Below are 18,082 nucleotides of genomic sequence, written 5' to 3' on the forward strand. Positions count from 1 at the left end.
TCGTCATCGAACTGTCACACCGCGACAACCCTCGTGCGGCACCCTGCAGGCCGTGAAAAAGCGCCCCGCAGGAGCCAGCCCGATGGCGACGACCCGCAAGACCCGCACGACCAAGACCCCCGCCAAGCCTCGCTATCGCACGGTGTGGATCTCCGACGTTCACCTCGGCACCATCGGCTGCAAGGCCCATCACCTGGTCGACTTTCTCAAGCAGACCGATTGCGAAACGCTGTATCTGGTCGGCGACATCATCGACGGCTGGAAACTGCGCAACACCTTCTACTGGCCGCAGGAGCACACCAATGTGGTGCGCAAGATCCTCACCAAATCGAAACGGGGCACCAAGGTCTATTACGTCACCGGCAACCACGACGAGTTCCTACGCAAGTTCGTCGGCTTCGAGCTCAGCCTCGGCAACATCAAGGTGGTCAACGAGCACGTGCACACCACCGCCGACGGCCGTCAACTGCTGGTGACCCACGGTGACGCCTTCGACGTCATCACCCGCTATCACAAGTGGATCGCGATGGCCGGCGATGTCGCCTACGAAGGCGCGATGCGCTTCAACTACTGGTTCAACCGCGGTCGCAATGCCATGGGCATGCGCTACTGGTCACTGTCGGCGTTTGCCAAGCAGCGGGTCAAGGCGGCGGTGAACGTGGTCTCGACCTTCGAGGACTCGGTGGCGCGCGAATGCGAGCGCCGCGGCCTCGACGGGGTGGTCTGCGGCCACATCCACCACGCCGAGATCGCCGAGCGACATGGCGTCACCTATCACAACTGCGGTGACTGGGTGGAGAGCTGTACCGCGTTGGCGGAAGACTTCAACGGCCGCATCGAGATCATCCGCTGGGTCGAGCTGGATCACCTGCATCAGCGCGACGACGGCAAGGTGATGCCCTTGCGACCAGCGGCGCGGGCGGCGGCGGGCTAGATCGCGGGGCCCTGGCACTCCTGTTGCCATTGCGAGCCCGCGCAACCCCATCGACTTGTCCTTGCGAGCCCGCGAAGCGTGCGTGGCAATCTTGCCAAGTCGGCAGGACCTTCGGGCAGCGGCGCGGCGCGGCGATTCGGGACCGTCGCTGGACACGATGTCCAGCGTCGAGCGATCCAGGGATGATGAACTTGAGCGGGTCCCGAATCGCCGTGCCGCGTGGCTGCTGGCACGACGGTCGTTGTTCGTTGTTCGTTGTTCGAAACAGCAACCGCCGGCTTTCACGTGCAACGTGCAACGACCACCGCCTCACGCCTCACCCCTCACGCGTCTCTCAGCAGTGCTCGCTAAGCGACTGTTGTGCCGCTAATACACCTCGGCGCTGGCCATCGTGGCGACACGTCAGTTCGCTAATCCACTCCGGCCCGGACATCCTTGTCCGGTCGTTCGCCCCACCTGCGAGCAGTGCTCGCAAAAACGGTGGGACTCACCCGCTAATACACCTCGGCGCTGGCCATCCTGGCGACACGTCAGTTCGCTAATCCACTCCGGCCCGGACATCCTTGTCCGGTCGTGAACCCCGTCAGCGAGCAGTGCTCGCTAAGCGACTGTTGTGCCGCTAATACACCTCGGCGCTGGCCATCCTGGCGACACGTCAGTTCGCTAATCCACTCCGGCCCGGACATCCTTGTCCGGTCGTGAACCCCGTCAGCGAGCAGTGCTCGCTAAGCGACGGGGTTCACCCAAACATACCAACACGCTACTGATCGCCACGGCGCCCAGGTTTCGGCGATGGCGAGGGTTGCGGCATCGTCGAGGCGCTCGCCGTTGTTGTAGAGCCGGTTGATGCCGTTGCGCAGGCCGACATCGCCCAGCGAGAAGATGTCGGGTCGCCCCATCGCGAAGATCAGGAACATCTCGGCGGTCCAGCGGCCGACGCCGGGGAGCGCGTCGAGGGTGGTGATGGCAGCCTCGTCGTCCATGCGTGCGATGCGGCGGAAGTCCAGTTCGCCCGACACCGCCTGTGCCCCCAGCTCACGAAGCCAGCGGGCCTTGGCCTGGGACAGGCCGCAGGCACGCAGGGCATCGGCATCGGCGGCCGCCAGCGCGGCGGCATCAAGTGTGCCGCCCAGCATCGCCTCCACCCGCCGCTGGATGGTGGCGGCGGCCTTCACCGACAGCTGCTGGCTGATGATGGAGGTCGCCAGCACCTGAAAGGCGGGCTTGCGTCGGGGTCGCAGGCCGCAGGGCCCTGACTGGCGGATCACCCGGGCCAGCACCGGGTCGCGGCGCATCAGGTAACGCTCGGCCGTGGCACGGTGTTCAGGGCGCATGGACAGGCTCTCGGAAATCGGACCTGAAGCGTAAACTAGTCATCCGTTCACGCCCCAGCCTTTTCAGGCCGTCCCGATATGCTCTTCACCTTCTTCTTCACGGTGCGCGAAGCCGGTGTCAAAGCCGCGCTGTCCGAGTTCCTGATGCTGCTCGAAGCGCTGTCGAAGAATGTCGCCATCTTCTCGCTGGATGATTTCTATCACCTGTCGCGCGCCGCGCTGGTAAAGGACGAATCCCAGTACGACCGATTCGACCGTGCGTTCGCCGCCTACTTCAAGGGGGTGGAAGCGGTCACCGGTGAGTTGTTCGAATCGATCCCGGAAGACTGGCTGAAGCGGCAGATGGATCGTCACTTCAGCGACGAGGAGAAGGCAAAAATCGAGGCGCTCGGCGGCCTCGACCAGTTGATGGAAACCCTCAAGCAACGGCTGGAAGAGCAGCAGAAGCGTCACGAAGGCGGCAACAAGTGGATCGGCACCAATGGCACCAGCGCCTTCGGCAATGGCGGCTTCAATCCCGAGGGCGTGCGCATTGGCGGCACCGGCGGCAACCGCTCGGCGGTGAAGATCTGGGAAAAGCGGGAATTCCAGAACCTCGACGACACCCTCGAACTCGGCACCCGCAATATCAAGGTGGCGTTGCGCCGGCTGCGCCGCTTCGCCCGTGAGGGCGCCCCCGATGTCCTCGACATCGACGACACCATCGGCTCCACCGCCCGCAATGCCGGCTGGCTGGACATCAAGATGGTGCCGGAGCGTCGCAATGCCGCGAAGGTGCTGCTGTTCCTCGACGTTGGCGGCTCGATGGATCCGCACATCCGCGTCTGTGAAGAACTGTTCTCGGCCGCCAAGACCGAGTTCAAGCATCTGGAGTACTACTACTTCCACAACTTCATCTACGAAACCGTGTGGAAGGACAACGTGCGCCGCAACAGCGAGCGCATTCCGCTCTACGACATCCTCCACAAGTTCACGCCGGACTATCGCGTGATCTTCGTCGGCGATGCGGCGATGAGCCCGTACGAGATCGCCTCCCCCGGCGGCAGCATCGAGCACTGGAACGAGGAAGCCGGCGCGGTCTGGATGGAGCGCCTGCACCGGCAGTTCCCGCGCCTGGTCTGGCTCAACCCGGACCGCGAGGAATACTGGCAACATTCGCAGTCCTGTCAGCTCACGCAGGAGCTGATCGGCGCCGATCGCATGTTCCCGATGACCCTTTCGGGCCTGGAATCGGCGATGAAACGCCTGACACACTGACCGCGTAGTGCCCGCTGCACTACCATGAGGCGGCCACCGCCCGCGCAAGGAGACCTGAACATGACGATCACGAAGGCGCCGGTTTGAGACCCTCGGTGAAACGGCGGTTGCGCCGCTGGTTGGTGGCAGGCGTGCTCGGCTTTCTGCTGGTCGGCCTGCTGGCCAATCGCTGGGTGATCAACAGTACCGATGCCTACCTCTACACCGACTTGGCCCTGTTGCCGGCCAACGAGGTGGGCGTGGTGCTCGGCACCAGTTCGTACGCTCGCGACGGTAGTGGCAATCAGGAATTCGAGGGGCGTATCCGGGCCGCCGCCGACCTCTACAAGAACGGCAAGCTGCGCCACCTGATCGTGTCGGGCGCCAATCCCGACCGCACCTACAACGAACCCCGCCAGATGCGCCGTGCGCTGATCGAGCTGGGCGTGCCCGGCAATGCCATCACCATGGATTTCGCCGGCTTCCGCACCTTGGATTCGGTGGTCCGTGCCCAGAGCGTCTGGGGGCTCAGTCGCTATACCCTGATCACCCAGAAGTACCACGGCTATCGCGCCCTGTTCCTGGCGCGCAAGCTCGGCCAGACCGGCGCCATTGCCTATGCCGCGCGGATCGGCCGTAGCGAGGCCTTCGGTAACCGCCACCCGCTGCGCGAGGTGTTCGCCCGGCTCAAGGCGGTGCTCGACCTGTTCATTCTCGATACCCAGCCGCGGTTCACCGGCGACCCGGAACCGCTGGTGATCGACGCCCACGCCGACGAGACGGACGCTGTCACGGACCGCCCCATCGGCAATTGATCCCAAAGGACCTCCGCATGTCGACACTCTCGCTCTACGCAGCCGCGGTGCCGCCGCTGTCACGCGCCCTGCAAAACCTGAAGACGGTCCTGGGCAAGGCTGCGGCACACGCGGAAGCACAGGGCTGGGACGCGGCGGTGCTGTTACAGGCCCGCTTGTTCCCGGACATGTTCCCGCTGGTGCGGCAGGTGCAAATCGCCACCGACATGGCCAAGGGCTGTGGCGCTCGCCTGACCGGGGCCGAGGTGCCGTCATGGCCGGACGATGAAATCGATTTCGCCGGTCTGCAGGCGCGAATCGACCGCGCCTGCGAGCTGCTTGCCGGTCTCGACCCCACCGCATTCGACGGTGCCGCGGACCGCGCCATCACGCTGAAAACGCCGCGCGGTGAACTGGCCTTTACCGGGCTCAGCTACCTGCAGGGCTTCGTGCTGCCCAACGTTTACTTCCACTGCACCACGGCCTACAACCTGCTCCGCCACAACGGCGTGCCGCTGGGCAAACGGGATTTCCTCGGCGCCAGCTGAGCGGCGCGCCATCGCAGTTGTCGCCCGCTGCCCGCGGCCGCCCAGGCTGCGGGCAGACCGTCTGCGTGCAACTGTCATGTAAAGGTCAAGATTTCGACATGTGAGGCCACTAGCCTCCGGCAGCTATTACCCAGCCCAATCTGCCAGGAGTTGATTCATGAGCCATCACCCCGTCGAAGACAGCAACCGCTCGGGCAACCGCCCCTACGCGTCCATCCTCAACGAGCGGCTCGGCCGCCGCGGCTTTCTCCAGGGCAGCGTCGGCCTGGCCGCCGCCACCACCCTCGGCAGCATGGCCCTGGTGGGCTGCAGCGATGACGATGATGGCTTCGGCCTGGCAACGCCATCGGCTCTGGGTTTCAGCGCTGTCGCCAAGAATCTGGACGATCGGGTGACGCTGCCGGCCGGCTATTCGGCCACCGTGCTGTACGCCTTCGGCGATCCGATCACCGCTGCTGCGGCCGCCTTCGCCAACAATGGCACGCAGACCGACCATGAACAGCGGGCCGGCGACCAGCACGACGGCATGTACTTCTTCGGCCTCGCCGACGACGGCAGCATCGATCCCAATCGCTCCGACCGCGGCCTGCTGGTGATGAACCACGAGCAGGTGCTGGACACCTACATCCACGCCGCCGGCCCCACCGAAGACGGCAGCGGCAATCGGCCGAAAGCCGAAGTCGACCGCGAGATGAACGCCCACGGCGTGTCGGTGATCGAGGTGGTCAACAACGGCGGCACCTGGTCCTATGTGCAGAGCTCCAGCTTCAACCGTCGGGTCACCGCCTTCACCACCATGAACATCACCGGTCCGGCGCGCGGCAACCCGCTGTTGACCACGGCCTTCTCCGCAGCAGGTACCAGCACCCGCGGGACGCTCAACAACTGCGCCAACGGCTACACCCCCTGGGGCACGTATCTCACCTGCGAGGAAAACTGGTTCTCCTACTTCTTCCGCGCCGATGACGCCGCCTCGCGCAGCCCCGCCGACAACGCCCAGCTGGCCCGATATGGCATCACCCCGAACAGCGCCGGCTTTTCTTATCGCAAGTGGGATACGGTGGCGGGTGACGTCTACAGCCGATTCGACATTTCGGTGAAGGGCGCCAGCGCCAGCGCCGACTACCGCAACGAAGCCAATACCTTTGGCTACGTGGTGGAAATCGACCCGACCGATGCCAACTCGACCCCGCAGAAACGCAGCGCCCTCGGTCGCTTCGCCCACGAAGGCGCCTGGGTCGGACCGGTCCGTGCAGGCGAACCCATCGTCTACTACATGGGTTGTGACTCCCGCTTCGAGTACATCTACAAGTTCGTGTCCACCGCCAACTGGGACCCGGCCGATGCCAACGGCGGCCTCGCCGCCGGCAGCAAATACCTGGACAGCGGCAAGCTCTACGTCGCCAGGTTCAATGCCGACGGCACCGGTGACTGGATCGAACTCAGCGTCGGCGTCAACGGCCTGAATGCCGGCAACAGCCTGTTCCCGTTCAGCAACCAGGGCGACATCTGCGTCGCCACACGACTGGCCGCCGACAGCGTCGGCGCGACGCCGATGGACCGTCCGGAATGGGGCGCGGTCAACCCGGTGAATGGCGAGGTCTACATGACCCTCACCAACAATACCCGTCGCAACGCCGACGGCACCGACAGCGCCAACCCCCGCGGCACCAATCCCAACGGCCACATCATCCGCTGGCGCGAATTCGCCGGGAATGCGGCAGCCACCCGCTTCGACTGGGATATCTTCCTGCTGGGCGCCGCCGCCGATGCCGACCCGGCCACCGTCAACGCCTCGGGCCTCAGCGACGACAACGATTTCTCCAGCCCGGATGGGGTCTGGTTCGATCGCCGTGGGGTGCTGTGGGTGCAGACCGATGACGGCGTCTTTCCGGGGGCCGGCCGCAGCAACAACCAGATGCTGGCGGCCCTGCCGGGCAGCGTCGGCGACGGCGTCGCCACCATTGTCGCCGGGCAGGACACCATCCTCGGCAAAGCCGCCACCGGTGACAGCATCCGTCGCTTTCTGGTCGGACCGAAGGGTTGCGAAATCACCGGTATCACCGAGACACCGGATGGCCGGACTCTGTTCGTCAACGTCCAGCACCCGGGCGAAAACGGCTCTCTGGCCTCGCTCGAAAGTGCCTGGCCGGCCCTGTCGCGGGATGCCACTGCCGTCGGTAATGGCAACCGCCCCAGGTCGGCGACGATCGTCATCACCCGTGATGATGGCGGCCTGATCGCCTGACGCGGCGCGGGTATCAGGGGGCGCGGACTGCAGAGTCCGCGCCCTTTTTCATGCTCCGCATCGCGCGAAATGGCATGCTGAACGTCGATTCATCGGCATCTGGAACCGAACCGCGTCCGTATTCGTCTAAGAACCCCAGATGCTCCGGAGCTTGACCCATGCATATCGTCCGTATTCTCCCGCTGTTGGCCGCCACGACCCTGGCCGCCTGCGCCACCGCCACCCCGTATCAGCCGCTGACCAACGGACAGGGCTATGCCGACCTTCGGATCGAGCCCAATCGTCACCGCGTCACCTTCCAGGGCAATTCGGCCACCGAGCGCCAGACCGTCGAAAACTACCTGTTGCTGCGCGCGGCCGAGTTGACCATCGAAAACGGCTTTGACTATTTCGTGATGGACGCGTTGGACACCGAAGCTGACACCCGCTACACCCAAAGCGTCTCGTTCGGCGGCGCTTTCGGCTTCTACGGCGGCTTCCCCGGCAACTTCGGCAGTGTCGGCCTCGGCACCTCCAACCCGGTCACCAAGTATCAGGCACAGGCCTTTGTCGTCATGTACAAGGGTGACAAGCCCGCGGACGACACCCGCGCCTTCAACGCCCGTGCGGTTCGCGACAGCCTGGCGCCGCTGGCGCAACAACCGGAGAGCTGATGAACCCTCAGTGGATGCAGGGCACGGCACTGATCGCCGTGATGTTGATGATCACGGGGTGCGAATCCACCCTGTCGGTCGAAGTGGCGCGGGGCGACAGCCTGACGCTGACCACCTTTTCGCCGCAGATCACCGGTGTGGTGTTGCGCCAGCAGGGCGGCAGTACCGTGCGCCTGAACAGCGATGCCCTGCGTAACCGGGACCTTGAGACCGTCAGTAGCGGCAGCCAGGTGATCCTGCTCGACAGCAGCGATGTTCCGGTGGCGCGCTACACCGGCATCGCCCTCACCTTTGCCAGCAGTGGCGGAACCGTCACCACCACCCTCGATGGCACCGAACTGGACGTCATCCCGGTGGCCGGTGCGTTCGCTGCCATCGACCTGCAGGTCAGCGAGGATGATGCCCCGACCCTGCGGGTCACCCTCGAGCCCCACCTGTCGGTCACCGACCAGCGGACCACCACGACCACGCAGGCACGCTTCCTGCCGGTGGTGCGCGCAGGCCAGCCAGGCGACCTTCGTCAGATCACCGGCACCGTCAGCGCCGCCCTGGTGCAGGGCGTCAACTGTCGCAATGCGCCCGCCCCGGCCGAGGGGGCCGCCATCTACGCCTACGCGGTGCAGGATCTCAGCGCGGCCGACTACCTTGAGGGCGCCCAGATCAATCCGGTGGCGGTCGGCGCGATCATTCATGATGCCCCCGACTATCGCTACCGAATCGGCAACCTGCCAGCCGGTGACTACACGCTGGCGATGTTCTGCGCTGCCGACACCGATGCGCCGGCGACCGCCGAGGGCCTGGCCCCGCTGCGCAGCATCGAGTTCACGCTGGGTGACCGCGATGGCACGGTGGATTTCACAAGCTAGTCGGCGGTCACTGGGTTTACCGGACAGCGCCACAGGGTCACCAGCGTCTCGCCCTCGCGCGCCCAGCTGACCGACCCGCCCAGGCGCTGAAGCCGCGACTGCATGCTCAGCAGGCCGCGCCCGTGACGCCACTCCGCGGGATCGCCGATGTGGCCCTGGTGGCGCAGGCGCATCTGCAGCCAGGCGCCCGAAAACGAGGGTTCCACCTCGATGACCGGTGGGCGAGCGTGGCGAATGGCGTTGCTCAGGGCTTCCCGCAGAACCCGCCCCAGCGCCGTCCGTGCATCTGCCGAGAATGCGACCGGGTCGGATGCGGCCGCTACCCGCCACTCCAATGCGATTTCGGCCGATTCCAGCCGCTCCTTGCACTCGTCCCGCCACTCGGCGAGCACGGCAGCCGCGCTGAGGTCCTTGTCGTCGCGTATCGACACCGTGTCGCGCAGATCCTCCAACGCCGCGCGAGCGAGGTCGGCCATCGCCGCCTCGCGCGCACTGCACACCAGGGTCAGCAGCTTGGCGCCGAGATCGTCATGCAGGTCCCGGTAGATCCGCTCGCGCTCCTCCGACTGGGCGGCGCGACGCTCGGCGATGCGCTCTTGTTCATAGGCCAGCCGCAGGGCCTCGGTCTTTTCCGCCACCCGGTCTTCCAGCTCGCGGTTGAGGTTGCCGAGACGGTTCAGCGCCAGCCCCACCCGGGTACCCATCTGACAGAGGTTGCGCGCCACGTCGAGATCACCCCGTCCATACAGGCGCCGCCCCTCCTCGGCCGCCTGCAGGCGCAGTGCCGGCGCGCCGGCCACCCCCGGCACCTCCAGGGTCAACCCGTCATCGGTGATCCGCGGCTCCGACGGTGGATGGGCGGTGGGCGTGCATTGCAGCGGCCGGAACAGGGTTTTCAGCGCCTGTGCCCAGCGCGCCTCGAAGTCGACTTCGGCGCCTTCGGAGGTCAGCAGGTCCACCGCCTGCTGCAGCCGGTCGTGACGGGACTGGGTGTTTCCGCGGGTCACCCGGGTCCAGATCCACTCCCGCACCGGGAAGTAGAGCCAGCCGATCACCGCAATACTGGCGGCGGCCGCAGCGCCGCGATTGACCTGCAATACCGAGACCAGCAACAAATCGAGCAGCAGCACCGCGACGCCACCAAGAAACCACGACCAGGCCGCCAGCCACCAGCGATCGAGGTCAAACAGGCGGTAGCGGGTGATGCCCAGCGGAATCACCAGGAAGATCGGCAGCAGGCCGGCGAACAGGATCGCCTGGGGCAGCAGCGGCGGGTGGTCGTTCACCAAGGGCACGAACAGCAGGGCCTGAAACAGCGCCGCACCGGTCACCCACACCAGGAAGAACCAACGCAGCGCCGCCCGGTCCAGCGGTCGGCCGCCGGTGCGTCGCCACTGGATGCCCGACAGCACCACCGCCGCCACCAGGCTCGCCATCAACGGATAGCGGAAGCCGGCATCGATCCCCGGCAGCCGCTGGGTGGCATGCAGCACGAAGATCACACTGAAGGTGAGAAAGACCCCCAGCTCGAAGGGAAAGTGCGACAGCCGCAACGGATAGCGCCACATCAGCGACAGGTAGGCTGCACCGAACAACAGGCCGCCGAAATGGTTGGCGAGCGACAGGCGGTGGATGAGATCGCCCGGCAACGCCAGCTCACGGGTGCTGTAGATGCTGGCCGACAGGCCCACCACGAACAGCCCGATGCCGGACACCAGGTACAACAGCGCCGCCATGCTGCGGTTGTAGGCATAGACGCCCGCCGACACCAGCAGGCAGATGGCCCCGAAGGCCAGCTGGAACCAGAAGCCCAGCGGCAGGCTGCCAACCGGCCGCTGCGCCTCGGGATGCAGCACCCGCGTCTCGCCGTTGGTGGTGGTCAACTCCAGGGCGTCGGCCGCCATCACGACGCTCAGCTGCTGCTGGCGGCTGATGAAGCGATTGAAATCGGCGTAGCGGTTGACGAAGTCGGGGTCTTCCACCAGATCCCCCGGTTCCGGTTCCAGCTCGACGCCGGCGGCTGACAGCGCCTGAACCTGGGTGCCAGGGGCCACCATCCCGTCGGCAGGGCCACGTGGGGTAACGCGCGTCACCACCACGCCACGGCCATCGGCCGTGGGTTCGAACTGCAGTCCCAGCCAGGGGACACTGCCGGCAAGCTGCAGGCTGAGGGTGATGCCGATGAAGATCGCCAGCGTGGCGACGCCGAGAACCGACACCGGCGCATCACGCCAACGCTGCACGGTGTCCCGCAGCGTCATGGTCCGGCTCAGCGCATCGGCGGCGCGGTGATGGCCGGCGGTGGGGCCAGCCGCTGTTGCTGTTGCTGGGGTTGCTGCACCTGCGGTTGCTGCGAGGGCAGCGGCTCCCACTCGAAGCGCGGCAGCGCCTCGCGGAAGACCCGCTCAAGCTGCTCGCCCCAGGCCTTTTTCAGCTCGGCATAGAAGGGGGTATCGAGATCCAGTCGCAGCTTCTGCGACACCGCCATGGCGTTTCGCGGCAGGATCGCCAGATCCAGCGGCGGCCCCACCGTGAGGTTGGACTTCATCGTCGAGTCCAATGACACCAGAGCGCAGCGCGCCGCGTCCTCCAGGGTGACGTCAGGTCGGATGATCCGGTCGAGAATCGGCTTGCCGTACTTGTTCTCGCCGATCTGCAGATAGGGCGTGTCCGGGCTGGTCGAAATGCAGTTGCCCTCCGGGTACACCAGATACAGCGCCGGCTCTTCGCCGACGATCTGGCCGCCGAGCACCAGAGTGGTGCGAAAATCGACCTGTGCCGCGTTCTGGGTGAAATCGCGTTGCGCCTGCACCGAGACGCGCCCGACGTATTCGGCAGCATCGAACATGTGCCGCAGGGTGCGCAGACTGACCGTGTTGGGGTCCGGGCTGTTCCAGTCCCGGGTCAGTGCATTGATCACCGCCTGGGTGGTCGCCAGGTTGCCGGCCGACAGCAGCACGAAGCAGCGCTCACCCGGCGCCTCGAAGTGGTGCAGCTTGTTGTAGGTCCGCACGTCGTCGACGCCGGCGCTGGTCCGCGTGTCGGCGGCAAACACCAGCCCGGAGCGCACACGGATGGCCACACAATACGTCATTGCCGGAGGCACCTGAATGGAAGCGACGGAAGCCGCAAAGATTGGGGGGATTGTACGGAATGCCCGCACGTCCGTCGGCCACCGGGCGACCGGCGGCACCCCTGCGCCCACGCACGGGCTATGCCAGACTGCGGCAAACCCTTGAGGAGACTCGTTTCATGGCCACCGTCGAACTGTTCTGGGAACCGGGCAGCCCCTACACCTATCTCGCCGCCACCCAGGTTGCTGCGCTGGAATCCGACGCCGGCGTGACGGTGGAGTGGAAGCCGTTCCTGCTGGGCAAGGTGTTTCAGGCCCGCGGCATGACCCTGCCAGCGGCGGTCCCCGCCAAGGCGCAGTACATGTTCAAGGACCTCGCCCGCTGGGCGCAGCTCTACCAGGTGCCGCTGACCATGCCCAAGGTGTTCCCGGTCAACAGCATGCTGGCGAGCCGGGTGTCGGTGGCCGCGGGCCAACAGGGCAAAGGCGCTGAAGCTGCATTGGCGGTCATGGGCGCCTACTGGGGCCGCGGCGAGGACATCTCGCAAGCCGATGTGATCAAGGCAGCCCTGGATGGCGCCGGCCTCGAGGGCGATGCCCTGATCGCCGCCTCCGGCACCGACCCGGTGAAAGACCAACTGCGCCAGAACACCGAGGCCGCCCTGGAGCGCGGCGTGTTCGGCGCCCCCACTTTCTTCTATGAAGGTGCCATGTTCTGGGGCAACGACCGGCTTGACCTGCTGAAGGCCGTCATCGCCGGCACGATCAAGGCCTGAGTCCTGCGCGCGGCGGCCTGCCGGAAGATCCCCGCTGATCGCGCAGCAGGCACAGCAGGTAGCCCAGCCCACACAAGCCGGCGCCCCAGATCAGGCCGTTGGAATCCCAGCCACTGAAGGCATACAGGGCGTGGTCGGACAGACGCCAGTGCAGACCGGCGTGGACCACCAGAAATGCGGCGAGGACGGCCCGCACCCGACCTGGCCACGGCGCCGGTGCCAGAAACAGGCCCCACAGCAGGCCGGCGAATAATGGGACGTGACCCCAAATGAAGCCGACCGTGGCCACCGGCTCCGGCAGGCCACGCAGGATGTAGAGCAACCGCCACTCGGCATTGAGCGCGGCGTCGATCTCGTGGGTGGCGAGGAAGGCGAAGCCGAGCAGGAACAACAGGGTCTTCATGGGCGATTCCGGGGTAACCAGGTCTCGCCATCGTGACGTCTGCGCCGCGGGCCGCCAATGACCTGCGAGGTCATACGTCTCAGCTCCGCAGGTCCCACCGCAGGTCCAGGGTGCAGGGCGACTCCGGCCGCACCGGCAGTGTCACCGGGGCGAACGCGCCGGGGGTGTGGCCATAGGGCTGGAACCGTGCCAGCCGTCGGGCCTCGGCCTCGAAGCTGTTGACGGGGTAGATCTCGTAGCTGCGGCCGGCCGGGTGGGCAACATGGTAGGTGCAGCCGGCAACCGCCTGCCCGGTCCAGCGATCGTAGAGGTCGAACACCAGCGGGGTATGCACACCGATGGTGGGGTGCAGGCAACTCGGCGGCTGCCAGGCCCGATAGCGCACGCCGGCCACGTATTCGCCTTCAACGCCGGTGGCCCGCAGCGGCATCGTGCAGGTGTTGCAGGTGATCTGATAGCGCTCGCGCACCAGCCCGCTGACCTCGACCTGCAGGCGCTCCAGCGAGGAATCGACATACCGGGCGGTGCCGCCGGCGCCGGGCTCCTCGCCCAGTGTCGGCCAGGGTTCCAGCGCATGGCGCAGCCGCAACGTGACCGGACCCAGTTTCACTTCCCCGTGCAGCGGAAAACGGAACTCGAAGTGCGGCCGGAACCACTCCAACTCAAAGGGATAGCCGGCCCGCTGCAGCTCGCCGATGACCTCGCCGAAATCGGTCCAGTTGTCGTGCCCGAGCATGAACCGGTCGTGCAATTGGGCGCCCCACTCGATCAACGGCCGGGTGTAGGGGGTCTTCCAGAACATCGCCACCAGGGCGCGGATCAGCAGCTGGGTGGCGAGACTCATGCGCGGGTGCGGCGGCATCTCGAAGGCGCGCAGTTCGACCAGCCCCAGTCGGCCAGTGACCGATTCCGGCGCGAACAGCTTGTCGATGCACACCTCGGCGCGATGGGTGTTGCCGGTGAGGTCGGTCAGCAGGTGCCGCAGCACCCGGTCCACCAGCCAGGGCGGGACCGGCTCGCCCCGGGGCGGCAACTGGGCCAGGGCCAGTTCCAGCTCGCCGACCTGACTGTCGCGTGCCTCGTCGATCCGCGGGTGCTGGGACGTGGGGCCGATGAACAATCCGGAGAACAGGTAACTGAGCGACGGATGGTGCTGCCAGAACCGCAGCAGACTGGCCAGCAGGTCGGGGCGGCGGATGAAGGGGGAATCGGCCGGTGTCGGGCCGCCGAGCACGATGTGGTTGCCACCACCGGTGCCGACGGCACGGCCGTCAATCAGGAACTTCTCGGACACCAGCCGTGCCTGTCGCGCATCTTCGTACAGGCCCAGGGTGTTGTCGCGCAGGCTGGCCCAGTCGGTGGCCGGCTGCACGTTGACCTCGATGACCCCGGGGTCGGGCGTCAGCTTGAGCACCTCCAGCCGCGGATCGGGTGGTGGCGAGTAGCCTTCAATGCGTACCGGCAGGCGATATTCGGCGGCGGCATCCTCGATGGCGGCTACCAGCTCGATGAAGTCTTCGGTGCGCTCCACCGGCGGCAGAAACACATAGAGCCAGCCGCCGCGCGGCTCGACCGCCATGGCGGTGCGGACATTGCCGGTCTGGGCGAAGCGGCCGTCGCCCTGCGGCAGCGGCTGATCGGCTTCAGCGGTCAAGGTCTGCCGTTGGCGACCGTGCGGGGCATCGTCGCGCTGCCCTTGCAGTTGCAGGAACGGCTGGCGACGCGGGTCGGGCATCGCCAGGGTGTCCGGCATCGCCTCGGGATCCACCGGGTAGTAGCCGGTACGCGCCGCCGGCGCCAGCCACGGCAGCGTGTCCAGCGGCAGTCGAAGCCCCAACGGCGAATCACCGGGGACCAGGAACAGCTTGCCGCTGCGGGTCCGCCAACGCTCGCTGACCCAGCGCGCCGCCGCCTGCCAGCGCTGAACCGGCAGCACCATGCCACGCGGCTTGCCCAGGCCCTGTTCGAAGACCTTGAGCAGACTGCCCCGCTGCTCGGGGTCTTCCAGACGCGGGTCGGTGGGGTCGATATTGACCGGCAGACGACGCTCGCGGACCAGCGCCTGCAGCGGGTCTTCGAAGGCATCGACGACATTGCGCGGATCGATATCAAGGCGCTCGGCAATGCCGGTCAGCAGACGCCGTGCCGCCCGCGCATCCGGCGGGCTGAGGGTGGCGGGCTCATCCACCGGCAGCCGCCACAATGGCTGGCCGTCCTTGCGCCAGTAGAGGGTCCAGGCCCAGCGCGGCAGGGGCTCGCCGGGATACCACTTGCCCTGGCCGTAGGTGAGCAGCCCCTGCGGCGCCAGCCGCCGCCGCATGCGCAGCGCCAGGTGATAGGCGAGGCGCTCCTTGGTGGGGCCAACGGCGGCGGTGTTCCACTCGTCGCCCTGGGGGTCGTCAAGCGAAACGAAGGTGGGCTCACCCCCCATCGTCAGGCGCACGTCACCGGCCTGCAGGTCGGCGTCGACCTGCGCGCCGAGGGTGTCGATGGCAGCCCACTGGGCATCGTCATACGGCAGCGTGACCCGCGGCGTTTCCACCACCCGGGTGACCGCCATGTGATGTTCGAACGTCACCTCGCAGGGGCTCATGGTGCCCGAGATGGGGGCTGCTGACTGCGGTGTTGGTGTCGCCGACAGCGGAATGTGGCCCTCACCGGCAAACAGGCCGGAGGTCGGGTCCAAGCCCAGCCAGCCAGCGCCCGGTACGTACACCTCGGCCCAGGCGTGAAGGTCGGTGAAGTCCACCTCGGTGCCGCTGGGGCCGTCCAGCGCCTTGACGTCAGCGGTGAGCTGGATGAGGTAACCGGAGACAAACCGGGCGGCCAGTCCGAGGCTGCGCAGTACCTGCACCAGCAGCCAGGTTGAATCGCGGCAGGAGCCGCTACCCAGCGCCAGGGTCTGTTCCGGTGTCTGTACGCCGGGTTCCATGCGGATGAGGTATTGCACCCGGTCACGGATCTGCGCGTTCAGCGCCACCAGCCGGTTGACGGTGCCGGGCTCGGTCAGGTCCAGGGCGGCAACAAAACGGTCGAGCGCCGCGCTGCCATCGTCCACCATCCGGTAGGGCGCAAGCTCGCGCGCGAGGACGGCGTCATAGTCCCAGTGAAAGGTCTCGGCCTCGGGTGCCACGAAGAAATCGAAGGGGTTCTGTACCGCCATGTCGGCGGTGAGATCGACGGTGACCTCGAAGTGGTCCACCGGCTCGGGGAACACCACCCGCGCCTGCCAGTTGCCGAAGGGGTCCTGCTGCCAGTTGATGAAGTGGTTGGCGGGGGATACCCGCAGGCTGTAGCCCAGCAACGGGGTTCGCGCATGTGGCGCCGGCCGCAGGCGAATGACCTGGGGGGACAGCTCGACCGGCCGGTCGTAGCGATAGCAGGTCTGGTGCAACAGTTTGGCGTGCAACGGCATGACGATGACCGAGTGGCGAACAGGCGGGACAGTGGACTTCCCATGGCAATTCCGATGCCAGTCCGGACATACTGCGGGAAATCCGTGAACGACATCCGATGATCGACGCTCCGCCGTCCCGCGCACGCCATGTCCGTGTCCGCGGGCTTCGCCACCATTTGCGCTGCTGGGGCGACCCGCGCCGCCCCTGGGTGCTGCTCGGCAGCGGCTGGCTCGACTGTTCGGCCACATTCGGCCCGATGGTGGCCGGTCTGTTGCCCGATTTCCATGTCATTGCACCGGACTGGCGCGGCCTCGGCCATAGCGAATGGCCGCAGGACGGCTACTGGTTTCCCGACTATGTCGCCGATATCGACGCCCTGGTGCAGCACCTTGACCCGCCAGGGCCGATCGATCTGGTCGGGCACAGCATGGGCTCGCAGGTGCTCAGCCTGTATGCCGGCCTGCGCCCGGAACGGGTGCGCCGCCTGGCGATCCTCGACGGCCTGATGCTGCCGGGCCGCGGGCCCGAGCATGCCCCCGAGAAATTCCAGCGCTGGCTCGACCAGCTGGCGCGGCCACGACCGCCGCGGTTCTACGCCAGTTTCGACGAGCTGGCCGACCGCATCCGCCGCCAGCACCCACAGCTGGATGACGCCTGGGCGCAGTTCATCGCCCGTGGCTGGGGGGCCGAGGATGGCCAGGGCCGCGTACGACTGCTGGCCGACCCGCGGCACCATCTGAGCATGCCGATCCCCTATCGCGTCGAGGAAAGCGAGGCGATCTGGGCGCGGGTGACCGCGCCAGTGCTGTTCATCGATGCCGGCCGCTCGATCTTCCGCGGTGCCATGCCAGAGGCCGAACACCTGCGCCGCCGTGCCGCCTTCCCCCAATCGCGCACCGTGGTGATCGCCGATGCCGGCCACATGCTGCACTGGGATGCACCGGCGGAAACCGCGGCGGCGGTGAAGGCGTTTCTGGAGGGCGCCGGTGGCACCTGAGAATCGGGAATCGGGAATGGGGAATCGTAACGACAACAGCTATGCCGTTGCTGGTTGCGTTTGCTTTTGCTTCTAACGATTCCCGATTCCCGACTCCCGATTCCCCGTTACCAGCGCGTCAGCGCTCACCCATCACCGCCTCTACAATGCCCCCATGAACGCACCCCACTGCTGCATCGTTGGCGCCGGCCGCGGCATCTCCGCCGCTGTCGCCGAGGCTTTTGGCCGCGAGGGCTACAACGTGTCGCTACTGGCTCGGCGACCGGAGAAGCTGAAGCCGCTGGTCCAGGACCTGCAGAAAAAGACCGGCCGCACCCTCTGTGCGCTGGGCTGCCACGCCGACAACGATGACGACCTGCGCGGTGCCATCGCCCAGGCCGAGAGCATGCTGGGGCCGGTACAGGTGCTGGTGTACAACGTGGCGGCCTCCGAAACCGCCAAGCCCAGCGCACTGACGTCTGACCAGCTGATCGCCGATTTCCGCGCCAATGTGGTGGGCGCCTTGACCGCCGCCCAGGCCGTGGCACCGGCCATGCGCAAGGCCCGCCGCGGCACCATCCTGTTTACCGGTGGCGGCTTCGCCTACGAACCGGCGCACAGCTACGCATCGCTATCGTTGGGCAAGGCGGCGCTGCGCAACCTCACCTCTTCACTGGCGCAGGAGCTGGGGGTGGATGGCATCCATGTCGCCACCGTCACCGTCTATGGTTTCATCCAGTCCGGTAGCCATTTCGACCCGCGGCGGATCGCCGAGGCCTACATCGAGCTGCATCGCCAACCACCCGGTCGGTTCGAGATCGAGAAGGTGTTCAAGTAGGCCGG

Annotated in this window: 15 protein-coding genes; 10 read left to right on the forward strand and 5 right to left on the reverse strand. The window is 66.6% G+C overall.

The window, feature by feature from the left end; translation table 11 throughout:
- Positions 1 to 82 precede the first annotated feature (82 nt).
- Positions 83 to 934, forward strand: a complete 852-nt coding sequence (locus tag JN531_RS04830; protein WP_228347727.1) for a UDP-2,3-diacylglucosamine diphosphatase — start codon at positions 83 to 85, stop codon at positions 932 to 934.
- 725 nt (positions 935 to 1,659) lie between these two features.
- On the opposite strand, the gene JN531_RS04835 is transcribed toward JN531_RS04830, so the two are convergent.
- Positions 1,660 to 2,268 (reverse strand): DNA-3-methyladenine glycosylase family protein, encoded by a 609-nt coding sequence (locus JN531_RS04835; RefSeq protein ID WP_228347728.1) that lies wholly within the window; start codon positions 2,266 to 2,268, stop codon positions 1,660 to 1,662.
- A gap of 78 nt (positions 2,269 to 2,346) precedes the next feature.
- Between JN531_RS04835 and JN531_RS04840 the strand changes: the two genes are divergently transcribed.
- From JN531_RS04840 to JN531_RS04865, 6 genes are all read left to right on the forward strand, one after another.
- Positions 2,347 to 3,525, forward strand: a complete 1,179-nt coding sequence (locus tag JN531_RS04840; RefSeq protein WP_228347729.1) for a vWA domain-containing protein — start codon at positions 2,347 to 2,349, stop codon at positions 3,523 to 3,525.
- 95 nt (positions 3,526 to 3,620) lie between these two features.
- Complete coding sequence (locus tag JN531_RS04845) at positions 3,621 to 4,319, forward strand: SanA/YdcF family protein (protein ID WP_228347730.1); 699 nt, start codon at positions 3,621 to 3,623, stop codon at positions 4,317 to 4,319.
- Positions 4,320 to 4,336: 17 nt separating this feature from the next.
- Positions 4,337 to 4,846, forward strand: coding sequence for a DUF1993 domain-containing protein (locus JN531_RS04850; protein ID WP_228347731.1), 510 nt, complete (start codon positions 4,337 to 4,339; stop codon positions 4,844 to 4,846).
- Between the two features lie 157 nt (positions 4,847 to 5,003).
- Complete coding sequence (locus JN531_RS04855) at positions 5,004 to 7,094, forward strand: PhoX family protein (RefSeq protein ID WP_228347732.1); 2,091 nt, start codon at positions 5,004 to 5,006, stop codon at positions 7,092 to 7,094.
- A gap of 158 nt (positions 7,095 to 7,252) precedes the next feature.
- Positions 7,253 to 7,747 (forward strand): CC0125/CC1285 family lipoprotein, encoded by a 495-nt coding sequence (locus JN531_RS04860; RefSeq protein ID WP_228347733.1) that lies wholly within the window; start codon positions 7,253 to 7,255, stop codon positions 7,745 to 7,747.
- Positions 7,747 to 8,613 carry a hypothetical protein gene (locus JN531_RS04865; protein WP_228347734.1) on the forward strand — a complete coding sequence of 289 codons (867 nt, stop codon included), beginning with the start codon at positions 7,747 to 7,749 and terminating at the stop codon, positions 8,611 to 8,613. Before JN531_RS04860 ends, JN531_RS04865 begins: the two co-directional genes overlap by 1 nt.
- Here JN531_RS04865 and JN531_RS04870 read toward each other — a convergent pair.
- Both JN531_RS04870 and JN531_RS04875 read right to left on the reverse strand, forming a co-directional pair.
- Complete coding sequence (locus tag JN531_RS04870) at positions 8,610 to 10,874, reverse strand: sensor histidine kinase (RefSeq protein WP_228347735.1); 2,265 nt, start codon at positions 10,872 to 10,874, stop codon at positions 8,610 to 8,612. The genes JN531_RS04865 and JN531_RS04870 overlap by 4 nt on opposite strands.
- Before the next feature lie 8 nt (positions 10,875 to 10,882).
- Positions 10,883 to 11,707, reverse strand: a complete 825-nt coding sequence (locus JN531_RS04875; protein ID WP_228347736.1) for a proteasome-type protease — start codon at positions 11,705 to 11,707, stop codon at positions 10,883 to 10,885.
- Between the two features lie 158 nt (positions 11,708 to 11,865).
- On the opposite strand from JN531_RS04875, the gene JN531_RS04880 reads away from it, so the two are divergent.
- Entirely contained in the window at positions 11,866 to 12,462 is a 597-nt protein-coding gene (locus tag JN531_RS04880; protein ID WP_228347737.1) for a 2-hydroxychromene-2-carboxylate isomerase, read from the forward strand.
- On the opposite strand, the gene JN531_RS04885 is transcribed toward JN531_RS04880, so the two are convergent.
- The gene (locus JN531_RS04885) at positions 12,452 to 12,865 is read right to left on the reverse strand and encodes a DUF6713 family protein (protein ID WP_228347738.1); all 414 of its coding nucleotides are present in this window, start codon (positions 12,863 to 12,865) and stop codon (positions 12,452 to 12,454) included. The two genes, JN531_RS04880 and JN531_RS04885, sit on opposite strands and share 11 nt — an antisense overlap.
- A 79-nt stretch (positions 12,866 to 12,944) precedes the next feature.
- A complete protein-coding gene (locus JN531_RS04890) occupies positions 12,945 to 16,280 on the reverse strand; it encodes a transglutaminase family protein (protein WP_228347739.1) in 3,336 nt (1,111 codons plus the stop codon).
- A 98-nt stretch (positions 16,281 to 16,378) separates the two neighbouring features.
- On the opposite strand from JN531_RS04890, the gene JN531_RS04895 reads away from it, so the two are divergent.
- Positions 16,379 to 17,260 (forward strand): alpha/beta fold hydrolase, encoded by an 882-nt coding sequence (locus tag JN531_RS04895; RefSeq protein ID WP_228347740.1) that lies wholly within the window; start codon positions 16,379 to 16,381, stop codon positions 17,258 to 17,260.
- 154 nt (positions 17,261 to 17,414) lie between these two features.
- Entirely contained in the window at positions 17,415 to 18,077 is a 663-nt protein-coding gene (locus tag JN531_RS04900) for an SDR family NAD(P)-dependent oxidoreductase (RefSeq protein WP_228347741.1), read from the forward strand.
- Positions 18,078 to 18,082: the final 5 nt, after the last annotated feature.

This window comes from Flagellatimonas centrodinii (assembly GCF_016918765.2).
Classification (GTDB): domain Bacteria; phylum Pseudomonadota; class Gammaproteobacteria; order Nevskiales; family Nevskiaceae; genus Polycyclovorans; species Polycyclovorans centrodinii.